The 23,605-nt window shown below is 40.0% G+C and carries 16 protein-coding genes and 1 pseudogene; 1 reads left to right on the top strand and 16 read right to left on the bottom strand.

Annotation, left to right across the window (positions count from 1 at the left end):
* The 15 genes and pseudogenes from pnp to HMPREF2764_RS08835 all read right to left on the bottom strand — a co-directional run.
* On the bottom strand, positions 1-2,102 hold a 2,102-nt coding region (pnp, locus tag HMPREF2764_RS08905), incomplete at its 3' end, for a polyribonucleotide nucleotidyltransferase (protein WP_070528976.1).
* A gap of 451 nt (positions 2,103-2,553) precedes the next feature.
* Complete coding sequence (gene metF, locus HMPREF2764_RS08900; RefSeq protein ID WP_049516293.1) at positions 2,554-3,420, bottom strand: methylenetetrahydrofolate reductase [NAD(P)H]; 867 nt, start codon at positions 3,418-3,420, stop codon at positions 2,554-2,556.
* 102 nt (positions 3,421-3,522) lie between these two features.
* Positions 3,523-5,772, bottom strand: coding sequence for a 5-methyltetrahydropteroyltriglutamate--homocysteine S-methyltransferase (gene metE / locus HMPREF2764_RS08895; RefSeq protein ID WP_070528972.1), 2,250 nt, complete (start codon positions 5,770-5,772; stop codon positions 3,523-3,525).
* 244 nt (positions 5,773-6,016) lie between these two features.
* Entirely contained in the window at positions 6,017-6,379 is a 363-nt protein-coding gene (locus HMPREF2764_RS08890) for a TIGR02328 family protein (protein WP_070528966.1), read from the bottom strand.
* Complete coding sequence (locus HMPREF2764_RS08885) at positions 6,363-6,767, bottom strand: YbgA family protein (RefSeq protein WP_070528963.1); 405 nt, start codon at positions 6,765-6,767, stop codon at positions 6,363-6,365. Before HMPREF2764_RS08885 ends, HMPREF2764_RS08890 begins: the two co-directional genes overlap by 17 nt.
* A gap of 123 nt (positions 6,768-6,890) precedes the next feature.
* Positions 6,891-9,935 carry a type I restriction endonuclease subunit R gene (locus HMPREF2764_RS08880; protein WP_070528961.1) on the bottom strand — a complete coding sequence of 1,015 codons (3,045 nt, stop codon included), beginning with the start codon at positions 9,933-9,935 and terminating at the stop codon, positions 6,891-6,893.
* A gap of 56 nt (positions 9,936-9,991) precedes the next feature.
* On the bottom strand, positions 9,992-10,504 hold the full coding sequence (locus HMPREF2764_RS10205) for a restriction endonuclease subunit S (RefSeq protein WP_261673659.1): 513 nt from the start codon (positions 10,502-10,504) through the stop codon (positions 9,992-9,994).
* A gap of 114 nt (positions 10,505-10,618) precedes the next feature.
* A complete protein-coding gene (locus tag HMPREF2764_RS08870) occupies positions 10,619-11,803 on the bottom strand; it encodes a restriction endonuclease subunit S (RefSeq protein ID WP_070528956.1) in 1,185 nt (394 codons plus the stop codon).
* Positions 11,803-12,807, bottom strand: coding sequence for a virulence RhuM family protein (locus HMPREF2764_RS08865; RefSeq protein ID WP_070528953.1), 1,005 nt, complete (start codon positions 12,805-12,807; stop codon positions 11,803-11,805). Before HMPREF2764_RS08865 ends, HMPREF2764_RS08870 begins: the two co-directional genes overlap by 1 nt.
* A complete protein-coding gene (locus tag HMPREF2764_RS08860; protein WP_070528950.1) occupies positions 12,797-14,368 on the bottom strand; it encodes a type I restriction-modification system subunit M in 1,572 nt (523 codons plus the stop codon). Before HMPREF2764_RS08860 ends, HMPREF2764_RS08865 begins: the two co-directional genes overlap by 11 nt.
* Before the next feature lie 177 nt (positions 14,369-14,545).
* On the bottom strand, positions 14,546-16,390 hold the full coding sequence (locus HMPREF2764_RS08855) for a P-loop NTPase fold protein (protein ID WP_070528947.1): 1,845 nt from the start codon (positions 16,388-16,390) through the stop codon (positions 14,546-14,548).
* Positions 16,391-16,502: 112 nt separating this feature from the next.
* Complete coding sequence (locus tag HMPREF2764_RS10170) at positions 16,503-17,264, bottom strand: DUF6261 family protein (protein ID WP_070528945.1); 762 nt, start codon at positions 17,262-17,264, stop codon at positions 16,503-16,505.
* Positions 17,265-17,289: 25 nt separating this feature from the next.
* On the bottom strand, positions 17,290-17,505 hold the full coding sequence (locus HMPREF2764_RS08845) for a hypothetical protein (protein WP_070528942.1): 216 nt from the start codon (positions 17,503-17,505) through the stop codon (positions 17,290-17,292).
* A 408-nt stretch (positions 17,506-17,913) separates the two neighbouring features.
* Positions 17,914-18,867 (bottom strand): annotated as a pseudogene (locus tag HMPREF2764_RS08840) (type I restriction endonuclease subunit R); the annotation flags it as partial.
* 228 nt (positions 18,868-19,095) lie between these two features.
* Positions 19,096-21,741, bottom strand: coding sequence for a DEAD/DEAH box helicase family protein (locus tag HMPREF2764_RS08835; RefSeq protein ID WP_070528937.1), 2,646 nt, complete (start codon positions 21,739-21,741; stop codon positions 19,096-19,098).
* 131 nt (positions 21,742-21,872) lie between these two features.
* On the opposite strand from HMPREF2764_RS08835, the gene HMPREF2764_RS08830 reads away from it, so the two are divergent.
* Positions 21,873-22,490, top strand: a complete 618-nt coding sequence (locus HMPREF2764_RS08830; protein ID WP_070528930.1) for a TVP38/TMEM64 family protein — start codon at positions 21,873-21,875, stop codon at positions 22,488-22,490.
* Between the two features lie 41 nt (positions 22,491-22,531).
* Here HMPREF2764_RS08830 and scrK read toward each other — a convergent pair whose 3' ends face one another.
* A complete protein-coding gene (scrK, locus tag HMPREF2764_RS08825; protein WP_070528928.1) occupies positions 22,532-23,419 on the bottom strand; it encodes a fructokinase ScrK in 888 nt (295 codons plus the stop codon).
* Positions 23,420-23,605: the final 186 nt, after the last annotated feature.

The following is a 23,605-nucleotide window of genomic DNA, read 5'->3' as shown; positions in this document are numbered from 1 at the left end:
TTTGGCGGACGAGGAAGAAGAGCCTTCATAGAGGCGTCGATACGGCCTTTTTCATCAATCTTGATAACCTTAACATCGACTTCATCTCCGATTTCAACCAAGTCTTCTACACGGTTGGTACGAGTCCAAGCCATTTCAGAAATGTGCACAAGTGCATCTGTCTTATCAAAGAGGTTGACAAAGGCACCAAATTTCTCGATACGAACAACCTTCGCGTGGTAAACTTCATCCACTTTGGCTTCACGAACCAAACCAGCAATAATTTCTTTGGCACGGTTGATGGCATCTTGGTCGCTAGAGTAGATAGACACATTTCCTTCTTCGTCGATATCAATCTTAACGCCTGTTTCAGCGATAATCTTGTCGATGGTTTCTCCACCTTTACCAATGACAATCTTGATCTTGTCCACATCAATCTTGATGGTATCAATTTTCGGAGCAGTTGGAGCCAATTCTGGACGAACTTCTGGAATGGTTGCTTCAATCACATCAAGGATTTCAAAACGCGCTTTCTTAGCTTGAGCAAGGGCCTCAGTCAAGATTTCTGCAGTAATCCCTTGGATCTTGATATCCATCTGAAGGGCTGTAATCCCGTCACGAGTACCTGCAACCTTAAAGTCCATGTCTCCAAAGTGGTCTTCCAAACCTTGGATATCTGTCAAGACAGTGTAGTTATTTCCATCTGAGATGAGACCCATGGCAATACCAGCTACTGGTGCCTTGATTGGCACACCACCAGCCATAAGAGCAAGCGTTCCAGCACAGATAGAGGCTTGAGAAGAAGAACCATTTGATTCTAAAACTTCTGCTACCAGACGGATAGCGTATGGGAATTCTTCCAAACTTGGCAAAACTTGAGCAAGGGCACGCTCACCAAGGGCACCGTGACCAATTTCACGACGACCTGGCGCACCATAACGACCAGTTTCCCCTACAGAGTATTGAGGGAAGTTATAGTGGTGCATAAAGCGTTTCTTGTACTCAGGATCCAAACCATCGACGATTTGAGTTTCACCCATCGGAGCTAAGGTCAAGACTGAAAGGGCCTGAGTTTGTCCACGAGTGAAAAGACCTGAACCGTGCACACGTGGTAAGAAGTCAACAACCGCATCCAAAGGACGGATTTCATCGACTTTACGACCATCAGGACGCACCTTGTCTTCTGTAATCAAACGGCGCACTTCAGCGTGTTCCATTTGTTCCAAAATTTCAGCCACATCACGCATGATACGGTCAAATTCTTCGTGGTCTGCATATTTTTCTTCGTAAACAGCAGTAACTTGGTCCTTAACTGCTTGAGTTGCAGCTTCACGAGCCAATTTTTCTTCTACTTGAACCGCTTTTTGGAGGTCACTGTTGTAGGCTGCGATGATTTCAGCTTGCAAGTCCGCATCCACATGAAGCAATTCCACTTCTGCTTTTTCCTTACCAACAGCAGCAACAATTTCTTCTTGGAAGGCAATCAATTCTTTGACTGCTTCATGCCCTTTAAGAAGAGCTTCCAACATGATTTCTTCTGACAATTCTTTGGCACCAGACTCAACCATGTTGATAGCGTGTTTGGTACCAGCTACTGTCAATTCAAGAAGCGACTGCTCTGCCTGTTCTTGACTAGGGTTGATGATGATTTGACCATCGACATAACCCACCTGTACCCCAGCGATTGGTCCGTCAAATGGAATATCTGAGATAGAAAGTGCCAAGGATGAACCAAACATAGCAGCCATTGGTGCAGAAGCATTTTCATCATAAGAAAGTACTGTATTGATGACTTGAACTTCATTACGGAAACCTTCCGCAAACATAGGACGGATTGGACGGTCAATCAAACGCGCTGTCAATGTCGCATCCGTTGAAGGACGTCCTTCACGTTTCATAAAGCCACCAGGAAACTTCCCAGCCGCATACATTTTTTCTTCGTAGTTGACTTGAAGAGGGAAGAAATCTCCAGTTGCCATTTTCTTAGACATAACGGCAGCAGTCAAGACAGTTGACTCACCGTAACGTATAACAACAGAGCCATTTGCTTGCTTAGCAACCTGAGCAGTCTCTACGATTAACTCACGACCCGCAAAAGTCGTTTGAAACACTTGTTTTGTCATTTTAATCCCCTTTGGATTGATGAAATTATACGCCTTGCCTACAAAGATCAAGATACTAAGGACGTCAAAAGCAAAGTAAAAATAGGAAACTGACGAAGTCTTCGATGAAGACAAGACAGTTTATCTTTTTTACACAGCTTTTCGGCCGGGTTCAATTATACAAGATAGCATTCGATTGACGCAGTGTGCGATGCACACTAGGAAATCTATCTTTTTCACTAGGGATTTAGCCCGTGTTCAACTATTTAGATACTTTGAAAAGTTTAAAAATATTATTCTTTAGTATTTTTCCTTTTTATAGCAGATTTGAATAGTTAAAAATCTGTTTATACCCTCATCTTTGTATCAAGTACGTACAGAGTCTATTTTATCATATTTTTCTTAAAAAGTGCGGTCTTTACCATTAAAAAGGAACCATTCCCCTCACCTGAGAAGAATGGTTTGCTTTTTATTATCCTAGAGACTGATGATTAAACAAGGCATGAGTTGCTTGGTGGATGTATTTTGCTGTTTCAGCATTGTTCATGGTGTAAAGATGCACACCTGCGACATCCTGGGTTACCAAGTCCACGATTTGGTCCACCGCATAGGCAAGTCCTGCTGCTCTGAGCGACTCAGGGTCATGCTCATACTTGTCTAAGATGGCTTTAAATTTACGTGGAAGATGGATATTCTCACAAGTCTTCAAGAGGCGAAGAGCCTGATTTCGATTCAGAATTGGCATAATCCCTGCATGAATAGGAACATCAATCCCAGCCAAAATGCATTTGTCTTGGAAATCATAGAAGCGCTCATTGTCAAAGAAAAGCTGAGTCACAAGACTGGAACAGCCTGCATCCACTTTCTTCTTAAGATTTTGAATATCTGAAATCTGATTTGGTGAATCCGGGTGACCTTCTGGATAACAAGCACCAACAATATCAAAGTGAGGAGCTTGTTCCTTAATGAACTCAATCAAGTCAGTTGCGTAACGGAAATCCTTCTGTGGCTCCACATCAGGAATAATATCCCCACGAAGAGCCAAGATTTTCTGCACGCCAACCTTGTCCAAGTCTGCAATGGTTTCAGCAACCATGTCTTTGGTCAAATAAATGGCTGGCAAGTGAGCAATAGTCGGAATCGCCAAGTCATTTTGGATAAAGTCAGCCAAACGAACCGTCGTTTCCTTGATATTAAATTTATTATTGCTGGCAGTTACACTGATAAAGTGAGGAGCCAACTCCTGCATATCTTGAAGAGCAGAAATAATTTTATCATTACCCACGGCTGGGTTGGGAGGGAACACTTCAAATGAGAGTGACGGTGTTTGGCGTGACATAGTCATTATCCTTTTCTAGTTGATTTTTTCGTTAGCTGGACTCTTAGAATCCAAGTGAAACAGGCAGATTGACCAAACAGTGCTTCCAGAGAAATCCTTATCTTACAATTTCTCACGCGCAGCTTTAGCTGCTTCAACAAGGCGGATCAAGCTTTCTTTTGTTTCTGGAATACCACGTGTTTTCAAACCACAGTCAGGGTTAATCCAAACTTTCTTGCTTGGCACTTTAGCAAGGATGGCTTCGATTGTGTTGTCGATTTCGCCTTCGTTCGGCACACGAGGTGAGTGGATATCGTAAACCCCAGGTCCCACTTCTGTTTGGAAGTTTTTCGCTTTGAGTTCGTCCAAGATTTCAAGATTTGAACGGCTAGCCTCAAATGAGATAACGTCCGCATCCAAGTTGTCGATAGCTGGGATGATATCTGTAAATTCTGAGTAACACATGTGAGTGTGGATTTGTGTATCTGGCGCTACTGTTGAGTGTACCAAGCGGAAGGCAGGAATTGCCCAGTCAAGGTAGTCTTCGTACCAGTCGCTACGACGAAGTGGCAATTTTTCACGAAGAGCAGCCTCGTCGATTTGGATGATTTTCACACCAGCAGCTTCAAGGTCAAGTACTTCATCCTTGATAGCAAGGGCGATTTGAAGAGTTGAATCCTTGATAGAGATGTCTTCACGTGGGAATGACCAGTTGAGGATGGTAACAGGTCCAGTCAACATACCTTTAACAGGTTTGTTTGTACGGCTTTGTGCATAGCTAGACCATTTCACAGTGATTGGGTTAAGACGAGTGACATCACCCCAGATGATTGGTGGTTTCACCCCACGCATACCGTAAGATTGTACCCAACCATTTTTAGAGAAGAGGTAACCTGACAAGTTTTGACCGAAGTACTCAACCATGTCGTTACGCTCAAATTCACCGTGAACAAGGACATCAAAGTCGATATCTTCTTGCCATTTGATCCATTCGTCGATTGTTTCAGCAAGGAAAGCGTCGTACTCTTCTTGAGACAATTCACCTTTACGGTAAGCCAAACGTTTGGCACGAACTTCTTTTGTTTGAGGGAATGAACCGATAGTTGTTGTTGGAAGAGCTGGAAGTTTGAAAGCTTCTTCTTGGATAGCTTCACGCTCTGCAAAAGCTGGCAAACGAGTGTAGTCAGCGTCTGTCAAACCAGCGATGCGCGCACGAAGTTCTGCATTAACACCAACACGTTCAGTCGCAAAGAGTTCTTTGTTAGCTGCAAGAGCTTCTTCACCTTTACCATTGCGGATAGCATCCAAATCACGGATTTCATCCAATTTTTCAACTGCGAAAGCAAAGTGGTTCAAGATAGCTGGTTCAAATTCTTCATTAGCAGTTGTAAATGGCACATGAAGAAGTGAGCATGAGCTTGTCAATACGATGTTTTCAGCTGGGATTTGCTCAAGAATAGCCAAGCTCTTTTCGTAGTTGTTACGCCAGATGTTTTTACCATTGACAATACCTGCATAGAGAGTCTTGTCAGCTGGGAAGCCACCTTTAACCAATTCAAGAGTTTTCTTACCTTCAACGAAATCAAGACCAATCGCATCAACTGGCAAGTTTACAAGATCAGCGTAAACGTCACGAACGTCTCCGAAGTAAGTTTGAAGCAAGACTTCAAGACCTTTTTTGTCAGCCAAAAGTTTGTTGTAGAGGTTCAAGAAGAGAGATTTTTCTTCAGCAGTCAAGTCTTTTACAAGAGCCGCTTCGTCGAGTTGGATGCGAGTCGCACCAAGTTCAGCCAATTTAGCAAAAACTTCTTGGTAAGCAGCTACTAAGCTGTCTACGAAGTCTTCTGCTTTCACACCTTCTTCAAAGTCTGACAATTGAAGGAAAGTGAATGGACCTACAAGAACAGGACGAGTGTTGAGACCAAGTTCTTTTGCTTCTTGGAACTCATCGAAAATCTTGTGACCAGCCAATTTTACTTGAGTATCTTTTTCAAATTTAGGCACGATGTAGTGGTAGTTGGTGTTGAACCATTTCTTCATTGGAAGGGCGCGAACATCCCCTTTTTCTCCTTGGTAACCACGTCCCAAAGCAAAGTAGCGCTCAAGATCAGACAAGTCCAAGTTTTGAACAGATGCAGGTACCACGTTGAAAAGGAAAGCTGCATCTAGGAAGTTGTCATAGTGAGAAAAATCATTTGATGGAATTTCAGTAATGCCTTTTTCTTTGACGATGTTCCAGTGTTTAGCACGCAAGTCTTTTGCTGCTGCCAAAAGTTCTTCTTCTGAGATTTCTTTTCTAAAGTATTTTTCAGTTGTAAATTTTAATTCGCGGAATTCGCCCAAACGTGGGAAACCGATGATTGTAGTTGACATGATGTGTCCTCCAAAATTTGTTGTTGAAACTATCTTAACAGAAAAGAAATCATCTGTATAATTGTAAAAAATTAGGCTTTGATATAGTTTGAAACTATATCTCTGTTTTAAACAAAAGAAAAAGACTTGAGAAAAATGCCTCAAATCCTTTGTGTAGCTTGTTTTATAGCTGTATTTTAGTTAGACTGGTAAAACGTGTTATTAGTAATTCTTATAAGTGACTATGACTTGTTATTAGAAAAGACTATAAGTCAATCCCCTTCTCTCGGAGATTGTCCAGGCACTCCTCAAAGTAGGTAGCGTCATGTTCGCTGTATATAGGACTAATCAACTTCTCCTCTACCAAATCTTCATAAGGAGGGCAGGTCTTGCCACGGTAGTTCTTGTCCAGCCACTCTGTACTGACATTGTAGCCACGGTCAACCATCTCCTCCATAATCAAACGATGATAGGCATAGAGACGATAGAGCGAGTGGGTAAAGACATAGTCAACCGTCGCATGCTTTCTGCCCCAGCTATTGCCACGCAGGGCGCAACACTCTCGATGTTGCCCCAAGAGTTGAGGACGGGGAAGTTGTGAAATCAAAGCCTCATGCCAAAGTCTCATGACAATCTCCTTTCAGTAAAGTCGAATGTTGCAAGTATGTATTTGGGTAACGTTCAAGTAAATCTCTCGTCTTAGCAATTAAGTCTTCTTTGGTGGCATGACCAGAGTGATAACGCTCCAGTAAAAACATATAATCCTTGCGTTCAGTCTCCGTTGCTTTCTTCTTGAAATATCCCCAAATATGCTGAAAGGCATTGCAAACCTGACCCCTGTGTTCTGGAATCTGACAGGCACGGTCAATCATCTCCTGAACCTGACTCACTTCCACCTCTTCATTCTTCAAGTATTGGCGAATCTCATTGTAAATATTGCTGGAATGACTCAAAACGAGGTATTTGTTTCTCGCCCAGAGTTGCTGGCAAAGAGCATGTTGGTTGTTATTTTCCATATTTCTCCTTACTTTCTACTAGTTCCCCGGAAATATGGAAACAAAATTGCATCTTAAAAATGAGCGAATAAAGAGTGTTTTTTGTAGGGCCTGATTTTTCTAATAAATCTTGATTGACAATCCTTAAATACCTGAATAAGTCTCTACTAACAGCTGAATCTTACGTAAAACTTCTTGCTTTTTCCGTTCACGCGCTCCCTGTCTACGAGAAGTTGGTGGAATAATTGAATCCAAATCAGTCCCACTATTTTCAGCATAACCTCGTTGAATTGATTTGTTGATGAATAGTTGATAATCAGCTACAAGCTTCTCAGCCTCAGCTAGGTCGTGAATCGCGATTTTCTTGCGCTCCTTGCCATATTCGTAGAAAGCATGGATAATCCCATCATGGTCTTTCAATTTTTGCAAATCGGTGTCATTGATAAATTCAATAACCAACTCTTCTTTGGCACGGATATCAATACTAGAACGAATCACACGACTAACTTCTGCTTTCATTACTTCTTTAGACTCAGAATTTTTCGATTTTTCAACAATCAACGCCAAGATATAGTCTAGGTTAATCTCATCAGTTTTTAGTAACTCAATTTCAAATTCGACATCTGAAAGGTCAACATCCAAATCCTTAGTCTTTTCATAGTTTTTAAGATTCAAAAATTCATCTCGAATTTCCACATAGGCACTTCTTAAATCTTGAAGATAACCTTCAGAAATAGGTTTGTCGATTTCTTGGAATTCGTCATAATTTCGAAGAACATTATCAAGTTTCAATAACTCACCAAATAACTTAACAAACTCTTTTTTATCGTGCTCTGTTTCAATCTCTTGCGGATTTGGGAATTTTTCCAGAATTTCCTGACAAACCGCAGTATAGCCTTTGACCTCAATACCCGTTACCTGATCGACAAAACCATCCATGTATTCACTAAAGCTTTTTTCTAAGATGATTTCAAGCTTATTTGTGTCTCCAAAAGTCTTAATGGCTTCTTGCGTAGCCTTTTCTAAATCACGGAAACAAACAATATTTCCAAAAGGTTTAACCTTGTTAAAAATCCGATTGGTTCTAGAAAAAGCCTGAATCAAGCCATGATAACGTAGGTTTTTATCGACAAAGAGAGTATTCATAGTTGGAGCATCAAATCCCGTCAAGAACATTCCCACTACAATCAGTAAATCCACTTCTTTAGACTTAACTCGTTTTGAAAGGTCACGATAGTAATTTTGAAACTCTTTCCCATCAGTTGAGAAGTTAGTCTTGAACATGTGATTATAGTCATCAATCGCTTTTTCCAAAAACTCTTTAGAAGATTGTGGCATGGCTGTATCTTGCGGTTCGAGCTCTTCATCTTGAATTTCCCCATAAGCTGACTGTTCTTCATTTGGTGCGAAGCTAAAGATGGTTGCAACTTTCAAGCGTTTAGCTTCTGGTAAAGTTGCTTGTTGTCGCTGGAGTTCGTCATAGTATAACTTAGCAGCTTCAATACTTTGTACAGCTAGCATGGCATTAAATCCAAACAGTTGTTTTTGCTTATGAGTATAATGTTGATTTCGATGCGTTTTGTCATTATAAACTCTCAACAGGTACTCTGTGATGGTTGCTATCCGTTCTGGATGCAAAAGGAGTTCCTTCTCCATCTTTTTGAGTTTCTTCTCATCAAGCTCTTGACCAACTGCTTTTTCTGCTTCTCTATATTTATTGATTTCAGGCTTGATATAGTTATAGTCAACCTTGAACTTCAATACTTTTTTATCTCGAATAGCATCTGTGATAACGTAGTTATGAAGTTGTTCTCCAAAAACTTCCTGGGTCGTTTCACCCGTTAAGCTATTTTCTGGGAAAATCGGTGTTCCTGTAAATCCATACAAGGCGTACTGTTTAAAGGCCTTCTTAATTCGCTTTTGCGCCTTCCCAAACTGCGAACGATGACACTCATCAAAAATCAAGACACATTTCTTAGCATAGACTTCATGATTTGGATTTGCTGTGATAAACTTGTTTAACTTTTGAATAGTTGTGACAATGATTCGATCATCATTTTCTTCGATACTTCGTTGGAGTTCTTTTGTATTATTACTACCATTGACTGAATTTGGTTGGAATTTTTGATATTCCTTCATGGTTTGGTAGTCTAGGTCTTTTCTATCGACGACGAATATCACTTTGTCAATGTAGTCCAACTCTGTCGCCAAGCGCGCAGTCTTAAAACTGGTTAGGGTTTTCCCTGATCCGGTCGTATGCCAGATATAGCCACAAGCATTGATAGAGCCAAAGTTCTTCATTTCATTGGAAGAATGAATCTTGCGCAAGATACTCTCAGTTGCTGCAATCTGATATGGGCGCATGATGAGCAAGGTATTATCAGCATCAAAAACACAATATTTAGTCAATACCTCCAAAAGGACTCGCTTGCTCAAGAAGGTAACAGTAAAGTCTTCTAGGTCATGAATTGTTTTATTTTTGCGGTCCGCCCACTCACAGGTGAACTCATAATGATTTTTATTTTGAGCTGTCGTATTTGCAAAGTAGCGTGTATAAGTGCCATTCGAAATCACAAAAATCTGAATATATTTGTATAAAGAATTTTCACTATTGAAACTTTCCTTACTATATCTATGGATTTGTTCAAAAGCTTGTTTGAGGCTAACCCCTCGTCTCTTCAATTCAATTTGAACTAACGGCAGACCATTCACTAAAATAGTCACGTCATAACGGTTGGTATGACTGCCTACTTGAGTCACTTGGTTGATAACCTGCATAGTGTTGTTATGAATATTTTTCTTATCAAGGATGAAAATATTTTTAATCCGTCCATCATCAAAAACAAAGTCATAGATATGATTTTCTTGGATTTTTCGTGTTTTTTCAACCAAACCTTCATTGGGACAATCTAAATACTCGACTACAAAACGTTGCCATTCAGCATCCGTAAACGTAACCTTATTAAGCTTTTCAATTTGAACCTTGGCATTTGCTAAGAGCTCTTCAGGTGTATGGATATCTAGTCGTTCGTAGTTAAGATAATTAACCAAATCAGAAATCAGCTGATTTTCTAGATCAGCCTCAGACTGATATTCTCTATCTGTGCGATACTCTGGTTGATACTCAGCCAAGAGAATCCCTTCATTTGTTTCCGCAATTACTTCATGTACTTTTGAATAATCAACCATAGTATGCTTCCTTTTTTTATTTTAATTGAGATTCTATCTCAAAATGCTTCAAGAATTTATCTAGTAAAGTTTAATAATTGTTCTCTCCAGTATTCATACTGTTTCTGTCTTAGTTCGATTTCTTTTGGAAGACCTTCAGAAAGAGAGTTGGTTAAAGTATTGAAATTGTCAAGGGTAGAGACGATTCTTTTTTGTTCTGTAATGGATGGCAATATAAACTTATATTGCATAATAGCTTTCTTATCTCCTCGGGGCATCTTAGAACCTTTTGAATATTGCACATTATAATAAAAGAATCGATCATCTGACAAAATATAATATAAATATTTATTTTCCATACAAGGAGTAATAGAATTTTGAATTGTCAAGACATCTCCACTTGTCCCACCAACTTGATTAGAAAACCAAATTTTTTTGAGATAAGGTCTGATATTACCAATCAATATATCACCCTGATTATAGGTTGTAACACTTCCTTGATCAGGTAAAAATGTAGCAACTGCTTTCCCTTTTCTATCTTGCAACAAATTATCAACTCCAACATAAGTTTCAGGAGTTAAATCTGTCACACTAATCCTCTTTTGACTATATTCTGCAACTGCTCCCAACTCTACTCGAATCGGGCCAAATACCCACTGTAAAAGTTTGATAATAGCGGAGTTGTCCCACTCCTCTACTCTACTCTACTCTACTCTACTCTCAGTGTACTCGCCTTCGGCGACGAATGTCAAGAGTTTTTCTCTAAAATATTCATACTGTTTTTGACGAAGTTCAATCTCCTTAGGTAGTCCGATGTTTAGGTCATTACAAACCGTGTCAAAGTTGTCTAGAACTTGAACAATTCGAGATTGGATTTCGAGGGAAGGGACTGGGATTTTTACATTCTTCAGACTATTTGCATTAAACTGAGGCTGGCCAGCCTTTGAAACTAAATTATTAGCCTGTTTCCAATACAATTCACTCTTTGAAAAATGCCAATAGTATCTTGAATTCAACTTCTCTGAGGGAGTAATCTTGATTAAGAAAGAGGCATACGCGCTAGTTTCATCTGTATCAATAAATAGCGTTTTTCCAAAAGTAGCACCCGTTCTAGCCATCAATAAGTCACCATATTTTACTAAATAGCTTCTTGATGCTTCCGTTAAGGCAATATATTTTTTATCATACGGCTTAAGATAACCATTTTCATCAATATCAGTGATTCGAATGAATCTAACATCTCCAATATCTTTCGCTTTATCAGTATAACCATAATTAAATTTAGCGACTTCCCCCAGTGTTTTCCACTCAACCTGATAAACTTCATCCTCAAATGATAAAAGTTTATCTCGATAATAAGAATATTGCTTTTTACGTGAGGTCAATTCTGAGGTCAATTCTGAGGTCAATTCTGTAACATAATCGGTGAATTTGTCAAGTATTTGCACGATTTTTTCTTGAATTTCTAGGGGAGGGATGGGGAGTAATAGTTTGGACAATTTGTCAGCTTTTAACGCGGGTATCCCCGCTCCATGTTGAAAATCCATAAGATATTTCTGATTCATTTTTACAAAATGATATACAAATCTATTATTCACTCGAGTCTCATCAGGAAGTATATAATAACAATGTGCATTAGCCCAAAATTTGGTATCGACAAAATTAACAAAACCCGCAGAAGCTCCACCTTGACTTACAATGATTGTATTAGCTTCCACGTTGTAATCATTAGTTCTTCCTGAATAAGTTTGTCCACCATTATACGCAGGATATAATCCATCTTCTGTCAATAAATTTTTATTTAGTTGCTTACCTTTCTTAACAGAACAAACTTCCCCCAACTCTTTCCATTCAACAGGACAGTTTTGGATTTCTTCTAGGATGTTCATTAGTTACCTCCTTCCTTGGCTAGATTTTCAATACTTTTAATTTCCTTGAGGTAATCTTTTTCAACTTGACTAAGGGTCTTGGCTTGGTAGCTCTTATACTCCTTATCTACCTTCTGCTTCATCTGTTCACGAGAAATAGAACCACTATTATCAAGTAAGTCTTCTCCAGTAGCCTGAAGGATACGGTCTACATGTGTCACCCAGTCCGCCATAGTCATGACTTCTTCTCGCTCCGCCTGTCTTTCAGCAAAGTCTAGATATCCTGATACAAGCTGATTAAGCCCACGGAGTTCCTTTTCTGTCAGATAGTTCTTAGCAACTTTTGCTTCAGATAGAGTGGGAAGGTCTCCCTTAAAAGTGGTCAAGCCCATAAACTCCTTTTCGCTATCGACACGATTGTAGATGAGTTCACTGGCAGTATTGTGGTGAATAGCATAATGCATCTTGTTTTGAACCGTCGCAAAAAATTTCTTTGCCTCTGGTGAGTTTGCATTGTAGTCACTTGATGTCGCAAAAAGATCCAAGACTTGACGGTAAAAGACTTTTTCACTCGAGCGAATGTCTCGGATTCTTTCCAGGAGTTCTTTAAAGTAAGAGCCTCCACCCAAGTTTTTCAAGCGCTCATCATCCATAGCGAATCCCTTGATCAGATACTCTTTCAAGACTGTCGAAGCATAGTGTCTAAACTGGACCCCACGAGGGGAGCGCACACGGTAGCCAATCGCCAAAATCATATCCAAATTATAGTAAGCAACTTTTTTTGACTGAGTTTTACCAGCCATTGCACCGTGACGAGTGGTTGTCAACTGATAGTTGACAACCACTGTTTCATCCAATTCACCATCTTCAAATATCGCCTTGATGTGTTTACTAATGTTTTGCTTGGAGGTTTGAAAGAGCTCAGCTAGTTCTTGTTGGGTCAGCCAGACCGTTCCATTATCCAAGTGGAGTTCAATTGCAGACTTGCCGTCATCTGTTCTATAGAGAATCACATCATTTGCCATGGCTCAATTCCTCTACAATCTTGTCTATCTCTGCACGCAAGTGGTCAATCTTTGTCACAGTCTCAGCGATTTCTTTATTAAGCATATCAATATCAATCTTCTCACGTGTATCTTCTTGTTCAACATAGGTTGAGACAGATAGGTTGTAATCTTGCTCTGAGCCAATCACCTCATTATCAACAAGAGTTGCTTTATAGTCTACATTTTGATAATTAGAGAATAATTCAACAATATACTCGATATTGCTATCCGTCAAGACGTTGTTATTGGTCTCTTTTTTGAATTCTTTACTCGCATCGATAAAGAGAGTTTTATTTTCTAATTTATTCTTCGCCAGAACTAAAATTGTAGTTGCGATAGAAGTTCCAAAGAAGAGATTGTCTGGAAGGGCAATGACTGCTTCAACAAAGTTGTTATCTACCAGATACTGACGAATGGTCTTTTCAGCACCTCCACGATAGAAAATGCCTGGGAAACAAACAATAGCTGCTCGACCTTTATTAGACAGATGATTGAGACTATGCATGATAAAGGCAAAGTCAGCTTTTGACTTAGGAGCTAGTTTCCCTGCTGGCGCAAAACGGTCATCGTTTATCAGAGTTGGATCTCCATCTCCCACCCATTTGACAGAATACGGAGGGTTAGAAACGATAGCATCAAAAGGCTTTTCTTCCAGATGCTGAGGATTTAAAAGGGTATCTCCTCGCTTAATATCAAAGTTATTATAGTTGATATTGTGTAGGAACATATTCATACGAGCCAAGTTATAGTTGGTCATATTGATTTCTTGACCAAAGAAACCATCCTCCAAGATATGGTCTTCGTATTGTTTTTTCATTTGAAGAAGGAGAGAGCCTGAACCACATGTTGGGTCATAGACTTTGTTAATCTTGTCCTTACCAACCATTACCAAACGAGCTAGTAATTTAGAAACTGTCTGAGGAGTGAAAAATTCCCCACCACTTTTACCAGCATTACTCGCATAGTTTGAAATCAAGAACTCATAGGCATCCCCAAAGGCATCAATATCATTTTCCTCAAAATTACCAAAGTTAATGCTATTGATACCATTGAGGATATCAGATAGGCGCTTATTTTTTTCTGGAACACTTCCTCCAAGGATGTTACTTCGTGTATCTAAGTTATCAAACAAACCTTTGATATCATCTTCTGATTTGAAGCCAATCGCTGACTTCTCAATAGCTTGGAAAATATTGGCCAAGTCTTCGTTTAAATTTTCATTTTGCGAGGCATTCTCGACTACATTTTCAAATAGTTGACTCGGAAGGATAAAGAATCCCTTATCCTCAACTGTCCCTGGTTTAAAATCTTGCTCAGCCTCTTGGTCACTCAATTCAGCATAACGGAATTCTAAATCGCCAGCCTCATGCTCAGCACGGTCAAAATAGTCAGCCATATGCTCTGAAATAAAACGATAGAAAAGGATACCTAGGATATATTGCTTAAAATCCCAACCATCTACAGCTCCACGCACATCATCAGCAATCGCCCAAATTTTACGATGCAGCACCTTGCGTTCTGCATTTTCTTTACTTGCCATTTTTACTTTCCTTAATTAATGTATTATCTTTTCTATTTTATCATATTTCAAGAAAAACCACTCGACCTAGGGAGAACGAGTGGGAGCGAAATTTAACACAAAAAAGGGTACAAACATGAAGGATATTACTAAAAGGAGAACATACTAATCAATTATCCTTTAAAACTCATAGATTACCTACCAGTATTCCCTATCTATTTTCTCCTCGAATGTAAATCCTTTAGCTTCCAATTGCTCAAGTTGTGGCTGAATCTTTTCAATGACAGACTTATTATTTTTCATTTTATCTTGATTTTCATCCATCATAAGAAAATATTTTTTGTTTCTAGGAACAACATCAAAACAGTAATAACCCAATCCATTTGAAAGAATTCCTTGAAATTCCCAAAAGACTAAGAACTCTCTGCCTCCAAACTGCTCCATGGCATCCCAGATACTTCTATCCCAACTTTCAAATTCATTAAATTTTTCAATTGAACTAAGATAGGTCAAGAGGAAGAAATCTTTTCGTCTTAGCTTAGCGAAATTTTTATTATTAATTTCTAAGTTTGAATAGTGACGTCCCAAATCATAGAAGGTCAGCACTCTATGTTTTTCCATAAAATAAAGTATCTCAGACGGATCCAAACCTTCTTTTCTCAGAATAGTTTCCCAGAAATTCACAATTCTACCTATTATTTCTTCACTTAAAGGACTATTCCTCTCATATCGGGGAATTTCTTCATTTAACTTTTCTGCAACAATATAGTCCATTGCAGGGCTATTATAAGATTTCAGAGATTCTTGTATGGTAATACGTAGTAGTTTAGCTTTCTGATTTTCAGAAAATGATTTATATTCACTTGAAAGATATTGATAAAAATCAGTCTTATGATTCCCCTCTCTTAGTTCTCTTGATAATTCCTCACTATCTGTCTCAAGTAATGAATCCAATTCTTCTTTTGTACGATTTAGAGATTCTTCATAAAGAAAATAGGCCGAGCTATTCATTTTATAGCTTGGTGGATATTGGGTAAGATCTGATTGTTGAATGTCGGACAGTATTTCTTCTATGCTTCGTCCAAACTTGAACAGCCATGTAAAACTAATTTTTTCATCATCCTTGACTTTTATTTCTTCAGCCTTTAATAATTGTTTATATAATTCAGGATAAAAAAGGTAGGTATAGATAATCCAAAGTTGCTGTTCCTCCTGAACATGTCCTAGTTTCCCCCTTGAAAAGAATTCTTGATTGACATAGTCATTAAAATGATTTCTATCTCGCAAGTTTCTATTTTCAAACCTGAACCTTCTCCAAAAATCATCTGACAATCTCGTACTAAATTTCTTTCCTAGCAAGTCAAAATAATCTTGCCAAATATTTGATGGATGAAGAACAAATGGTAGCTCTATCCTTCTATCAATTATTTTAGAAAGAAAATTATTGTCTTTAAGATGTACTTTCTCAATGTCTCCCACAAAGACAATCGGAAGCTTACCACTGAGTAAACTAAAAATTTTATAACTCTCTTCTTGTTGTTTGTTAGACATTCGATCAAAATCATCAATAACTAGAACTTTTCGAGCTAATGACAAATACTTAAATGTTAGCAAACGACTGTAAAAACCATCAGATTTGACTTTGAAAAATTGGTAGATTGCTACTAATAAAACAATACTCCCAACAATTAATTTAACACAAAAAGATTCAAAAAAAGAACTTAAACCCAAATCAACTACATTTGTCATTAGGATTGATAATGCAACACATAAAACTATGAAAAACCTTAAAAACCTGTATTTCCACGGATGTAATTTTGAAAAAATAATTTCAATTGTTGAGCGGCTATCGCTTAATCTCCAAAAGTCTATCGTAACTAATTTTTTATTAGTATTCTTACCAACTTCAACTAGAAATTCTGTTTTTCCAGAACCCCAGTTCCCATTTAAGAAATAAGTTTTATTTTCTTCAAGTAATTTAGCGACATTTTTAGCTGCTACGGAGGTATCAATGTGCTTTAATGTAATGAATCTATCATCCATAGTATCTCTTTCTAAAAAAAATATTTTATAACCTTAAACTTTCCCTAAAATTATACCACGAATTCACCAAAAAACGCCTTTAGATAATAATATATCTAAAGACGTTTATTTTTTATCCAGCTACTTGTGTAGTTTCTTCGGTTTTCACTTTCTTATCCTTCTTACTTGAACCAGTCAATCGTCGTTTACTGTCTCGGATTGTATTGAGGTCTTTAAGGAGTTTGGTTAGGTGCTCTTTTTCTGGGTAGGCTTCTGCACTGGCTGCGGTATAGCGCATAAAGAGGACGTAGATGCTGGTTAGTTCGGTACGGACTTGTCTGGTCTTGCCGACTTCCTTGGCAGACTTATGAGCACGCGCCTGACTTTCCACCTTATCATATTCCTCTTGCGCACTGATTACCGCCGTAAGCATAGGGGTTAGTCCTAGGCTAGTAACTGCCGTCTGGTAGGGTTCTTCGCTGAGCGTTTTGAGCAGACTCTTGATTTCTGCCGTTTCCACATCATTGCTATGCTTGGTGATATCCTTGTACTTGGCAAAGACTGGTTTCAAAGTCTCATGGGCTTCTTTGAGTTTGGTCTCCTTGATCTTAGCAAATCCTCGATGAAGAGTAAAGAGACCGACTAGGGCACTGTCACGATTGCGATCGACTTCGGTCAGGTTCGTCGCCTCTTTCTTTTCTACGATAGCTAGTTGAGCTTGGAAGTCTGCTAACTTGCTCTTGAAGGAATCGAGATGCTTGCTATACATAGACTCGTCCTTATGTGCCTTAGCAAAAACTTCTAGTAGTTGACCCGTGTCTACCATGAGACTCTCAAACTCACGGTTGGTAAAGTTGGTATAGCTTAGCGGACGGATGGTAAATGTTTTTGTCATGATGATAACCTTTCTATTTAACGAATCATTTAGTTTTTTCTTTATCAAATAAAGACTGGATTAGTTCTGGAAGATAGACCTGTTTTTGATTTGTTTTTACAATGCTTCCTTGTCTATCAGGTTGAATCAAAGGTCTATCCTTTCCTACATAGACTTGAAGCAATACACAGACCAAAAATAGGAGTCCCCACAGAGGAAGGTCCGATAGGATACTCTCCTCATTTTCTTTATCTCTCTTCATCAGATTTTCTCCTTTAAGTTGATAAGACAATTCTAACAAATAGCAAAGAACTTATGACACTCATCCGCTCAACTGTCTACTTTATCATCCCAACAGCACTTTTTTTGGCTATTTTTTACTTTTATAGAATAAATCCGTCATTTCAGAAATAGAAAATCCCTATCTGACTGGAAATACACTCCGTCTGTCAGATAGAGACTCTTACTATTTTCAGATTTTAACTTTTCTAGCCTTAGAATACATCTAAACTTTAGGAAAGATGACTATTCGAAAGCTCGAAGACCCCAAAACTTTCTCAGATAGACTATTCGAAGCTTAGGATACCCATAAATTTATGTATTCCTTATCATTCTAAGTTTAGAATGCATGTAAACTTTAGGAAGTCTATGTCTTCGTAACTTCGAAGGACTATCTCCCAACTCTGAGTGGCTCAATGACTTCTTCGACAAGTTGCTTACAGGCTTCCTTGATTTGCTTTTTATAGAGGAGGGGATTGAGGGCATCTGCCACTTCTATCTTATAGTCCTGATAGCGCTGGCTCTTGGTCAGCTGGCTCTCTCCTAGTTGTTTTTTAGCTCCCTTGCGGTAGTGCTCGACATAGTAACGGAGCTCATCCTCTCCGACATACCAACGTTTGCTAAAGACTTGGATATGTTGCTGGATAACCGCCTCGATCATCTGATCCAGGATATTTGCGATAGACTGACCGCGATAGCTTTCTGACTTATCCTGTACTTCCTTCCATAGTTCAGTGATGATATGGGCAAGATTTGGATTGATCTTCTCAAGGCTCTGAATATAGCTATCCACTGCTTCTCTATCTTGAGCGCTTAGGTTCTTTTCTTGACTCTGACCTTGCTCGATCAGGCTTTGGATTAAGGTTAGGATATAGGCATAGTTAATCTCATCCACTTGGATAGACTCTAGTTCATAGTGAATATCAAGGGGCTCCCCATCTTCACCACCATCATCTCTTCGGCTTTTTAATTCAGCTAGGATGTTTTGATAGAAGCCAAGATAGGTTTCCAATTCTTCTGCGCTTAGTCCTGTCTGGGCGTAGATTTCTTCTTCATCATACTCTTTATAAACTCGGATAGAAGCTAGGTATTTATCAAAGACCTGATAGGCCTTGGCGAGCTTTCTCAACTCAGGTGTAGAAATCTGCTCGATTTGGAGTCCTTCCTCCGGATCATCGGTGATGAGATTTTGGAAATCACTGCAACTCCGTAAAAAGTTCCTCTTTTCCTCTTCCCAGCTAGGGGCTAGGACCTCGTTTTCTCCACCATTTGAATAGAGCTTGAGGGCATTATCGACTGCTTCTTTAAAGGCTAGAGGCTTTTGGAAGGTGATGATTTGCCAATAGAGCCACATTGTTCTGAGCTAGCTTTTCAAAGAAGCTTTCTCATAATTGCTCTTCTGTTTTAAGTTCATCTCTGTAAGTCCATTGACTTTCCCCAGTCACCAGTTGGTTGATCAGCTGTTTTTCTATCTCCAGTTCTGGTTTTAGCTGCATCTATATTTTTCCTTCAGGGACAACATTTTTGCTATTATTATATCATATTCCAAGTGAAAATAACTTCTTCCCCCTCCCTACTTCAACGCACTTTTGACCTTTTTCTTAGTAATGATGCGGTCATTTTTGTTGGCTAGAGATTTGAGTCGAGCTTCTAGCAGGATTTTTCTCCCTACTTCGTTGCGGGTGTAGACTAGCTGGTAATCACCTATCTGAGGTGCGACGGCATCTAGGAAGAGCTGGGCATCTTCCTTGCGTTTTTCAAAGAGGCTAGGAACCACAAAATACTTGGACTGACCTGCTGGTGCTTTTTTAACTACTAAGAGGTAGCGTTGATTGTCCACGGGAGCAAAGAATTCACCCAAGGTCTGAGAGAAGAGCTCCTTGTCTCGCATGCTGCCACCTTTTAGATAGGAAAATACGTTAAAGCTTTCCTTGTCCTCCTCGACCTGCACGCGCGACTGGTCATCAGATAAATGCCCGGCAGTCACCATGACTTTGCGAATAGCTTCACCGATCTGGCGCAAGCGTTTATAAGGACTCTTGTAGCTGTAATAGCGAAAGGCTGTGATAGCTAGGAAGAGGACACAAAGAGCTGTCAACCATGGCAAGGCAAAGAAGGTTAGTCGAACGACATAAGCTAGGAGACTAATGGCAAATACCATCAGAGCGTAGCGAAGCCACTTTTCAGCATCCGCTAGAGCAAGCAGAGGGATTCGTTTGCTGTCTGTCGCCACTTCATTGACAATCTCAATCTTGTCAGCAACAATGAGAGATTCCTGCCATTTTTTACGTAGGGAGGCACGGTCCTTGGATAGTTCCATGATCTTCTCGTTATAGTCTTCGAGTTTCTTTTTCTTAAATGGGAACTCAGGAAAGTTTAAGCGGTCCAAACCTGTTTCAATGGTATCTTCCTTATAGGACAAGCCAAGGAAATGGTCCATACGACGGGCAAGGGTTTGGAGGTCCTGATAAGGATTGAGGTCTAGTTCTTCTTGATCCTCCTTAGAAAAGGCTGGATTTTTGTAAGGTTTGATGGCTACTAGGTGCCAGATGTTGCTGGTCTTATCTGGATGTCCTGGCCAGATACGGATGGCACGGCCCCTCATTTGATTGCTGAGCATAAAGCTTCCGACAAAACTTCCGAGGATGAGAGAGTTGACGCAAGGCGCATCCCATCCTTCTCCCAAAAGAGACTTGGTTCCGACCAAGACCTGGATAGAACCACGTTGGAAGAGTTCGGTCACTGCTGCGACCATCCCCTTAAAGCTGGATGGAAAGCCTACCTGGAGATAAACATCTTGATCGAGTTTTCCAATGGCAGAGAAGCTTAAGCTAGTGTTTGGAATGAGTGCTTGAAGTTCAGCCTTGACACTAGCCGGTATGATCACGACACTACCAGAAAGGACTGCTATCGGGACAGACAAGCCTTGCTTTTGTGCACTTCTGCGAATAGTTTCAAAGTAAGGGAGGACACCTAATTGCGTGATTGGTGCTTGGTCATCTCCCAGATAGCTGGCAAAATCCTTACGGATATAGTCCGCCAAGACTAACTGTCTCAAGTCCTTTCCTAGACTATCATACTCAGTTTCAAATATAGATGCAATCCCAGCCAGTTTTCCTAGAGATTGGTTGAGGATTTGGTCATTGGCCTTGGATTTGACCAAGAAAACCTGACGTTTTTCAATCAACCCTCTTGATTTCAGTTCTGCTTCTATCTTTTTCTTTGTCTCCTGCTGATCCTCATACCAGTCAGGAGTCTGATAGAGAAGGCCTTGCAAGAGAATTTCTAGCCAATAATAATTGAGGGCAGGCAATCCTTCAGCTCCTAGTAAATCTTGTAGATGCGTGGGAATTTCCTGTTTTTGAGCTTGTAGATAAATGAGGAGCGCTGAGAGATACTTGGGATCTTCAAGAAGAATATCTGCAGAAATTTTCCCTTTGAGAACCTTGGAACTCCGAATCAACTCTTGAAAGTCAGGATCAACGACTAGTTGGCTGACATACTGCCACTTGGTGTCTTCAAACTCTTCCAAGCGCTTGTCCTCTTCCTTGGTCGGAAAACAGATATAGACAAAGTCCTGATGAGGGCAAAGAGTGTCTTCCTTAACCAGTTCTGGCACTGTGATTTCTTGGTCAATCTCACCACACATCTGGAGATAACGATCCCAGAGTTCTGGTTCACTGTCATAAGGCGGTGTCGCAGTGAGAGAGATGACTTGCAGTTGCTGGTAGTTTTTACGGAAGTCTTCTAGACTTTTCCACCATTCGTTTCTCAAGTGATGGCATTCGTCCAGACAGAGGGTTTCTACACCCCTTTCCTTGAGTCTGTCAAGCAGGTCAAAGCCTATAAAGTCCTCAACCTCCCCATTATCTTCTTGAGATTGTACCTGTTGCATAGCGCTGTGAAAAACTTGGTAGGTGGCGATGGTGATTTGCTTCATGTCCTTGAGATTTTGAGACACGAGACTTGTGACTTGGTCCTCATCCTCTAAAAAGGCCTGGCGAATCCTTTCTACCCATTGTTCTCGGATGGTGACCGTCGGCACCAAAACGAGAGCAGGTTTATCAAAGCGGGCAATCAACTCAATCCCTATAGTTGTTTTCCCTGAACCTGGTGCTGCCACCAAGTGAACATGCCCATCTGCTTGGTATTCTTGGAAGTTGTCCAAGACCTGTTTTTGGTAGTTGCGCCAAGTCCCATTAAACTTTAATCCCAACATGATTCTTCCTCAATCTAATTTAGCATTTGATTATTTCCATTTTACCATAATTATTCTACCTCTAGACACTCAGATAGTTTAAAACCGTAAATTATGGTATAGTAGAACTATACTATCTATGAGGAGTTTACATGTCACAGGATAAACAAATGAAAGCTGTTTCTCCCCTTTTACAGCAAGTTATCAACATCTCATCGATTATCGGTGGGGTTGGGAGTTTGATTTTCTGTATTTGGGCTTATCAGGCTGGGGTTTTACAGTCTAAGGAAACCCTCTCTGCCTTTATCCAGCAGGCAGGTATCTGGGGGCCACCTCTCTTTATCTTTTTACAGATTTTACAAACGGTCGTCCCTATCATTCCTGGGGCCTTGACCTCCGTCGCTGGGGTCTTTATCTACGGTCACATCATCGGTACTATCTACAACTATATCGGAATCGTGATTGGCTGTGCCATTATCTTTTATCTCGTGCGCCTCTATGGGGCTGCCTTTGTCCAGTCTGTCGTCAGCAAGCGTACCTACGACAAGTACATCGGTTGGCTGGATAAGGGCAATCGTTTTGACCGTTTCTTTATCTTTATGATGATTTGGCCCATTAGTCCAGCTGACTTTCTCTGTATGCTGGCTGCCCTGACCAAGATGAGTTTCAAGCGCTATATGACCATCATCATTCTGACCAAGCCCTTTACCCTCGTGGTATATACCTACGGTCTGACCTATATTATTGACTTTTTCTGGCAAATGCTTTGATATGTAAAAATCCGTTTGGTTTCCCAAGCGGATTTTGTGTTTTATTTTGAAACTTCTTTTGCAAGAACAAAGTTCCCAAGAGTAGCAGAACCATTTCCTGCGACTGCTGGAGTCACGATATAGTCACGTACATCTGGTACTGGTAGGTAACCATTGAGAAGAGATGTAAATTTCTCACGGACACGGTCCAGCATGTGTTGTTGAGCCATAACCCCTCCACCAAAGACAATCACGTCTGGACGGAAAGTCACTGTAGCATTAACCGCAGCTTGAGCGATATAGTAGGCTTGAACATCCCAAACAGGGTTGTTGAGTTCAATATTTTCCCCACGAACACCTGTACGAGCTTCCAAACTTGGACCAGCTGCATAGCCTTCTAGACATCCCTTATGGAAAGGACAAACACCCTTAAACTCTTTTTCAATATCCATTGGGTGTCTAGCCACATAGTAATGACCCATTTCAGGGTGACCGGCACCGCCGATAAACTCACCACGTTGGATGACACCTGCACCGATACCTGTACCGATTGTGTAGTAAACCAAGTTTTCGATACGAGCACCAGCATTATTACGGGCAACCACTTCACCATAAGCAGAGCTGTTTACGTCTGTAGTGAAGTACATTGGCACGTTGAGGGCACGACGAAGGGCACCAAGCAAGTCCACATTTGCCCAGTTTGGTTTTGGAGTCGTTGTGATAAAGCCATAAGTTTTTGAGTTTTTATCAATATCAATCGGACCAAATGAACCAACTGCAAGACCAGCAAGGTTATCGAATTTTGAGAAGAACTCAATGGTTTTATCGATTGTTTCGATTGGAGTTGTTGTTGGAAATTGTGTCTTTTCTACAACGTTAAAATTTTCATCACCGACAGCACAGACAAACTTTGTACCGCCCGCTTCCAAGCTTCCATATAATTTTGTCATGATAAACCTCTTGTTTTTATTTTCTTTATTATAGCATATTTCGAAAATCTAAATTTCTCTATTTTTTAGATTTTCCTCTGTAAATCTTACCATTCAAGCAAAAACGAACAAACATGTCATTTGTTCGTTTTCACATTAGAGAGGGAATATTGTACTCAATGAAAATCAAAGAGCAAACTAGGAAGC

The sequence above is a fragment of the Streptococcus sp. HMSC073F11 genome, from assembly GCF_001810785.1.
Taxonomy (GTDB): Bacteria; Bacillota; Bacilli; order Lactobacillales; family Streptococcaceae; genus Streptococcus.
This window is presented reverse-complemented; position numbering and strand designations above follow the sequence as displayed.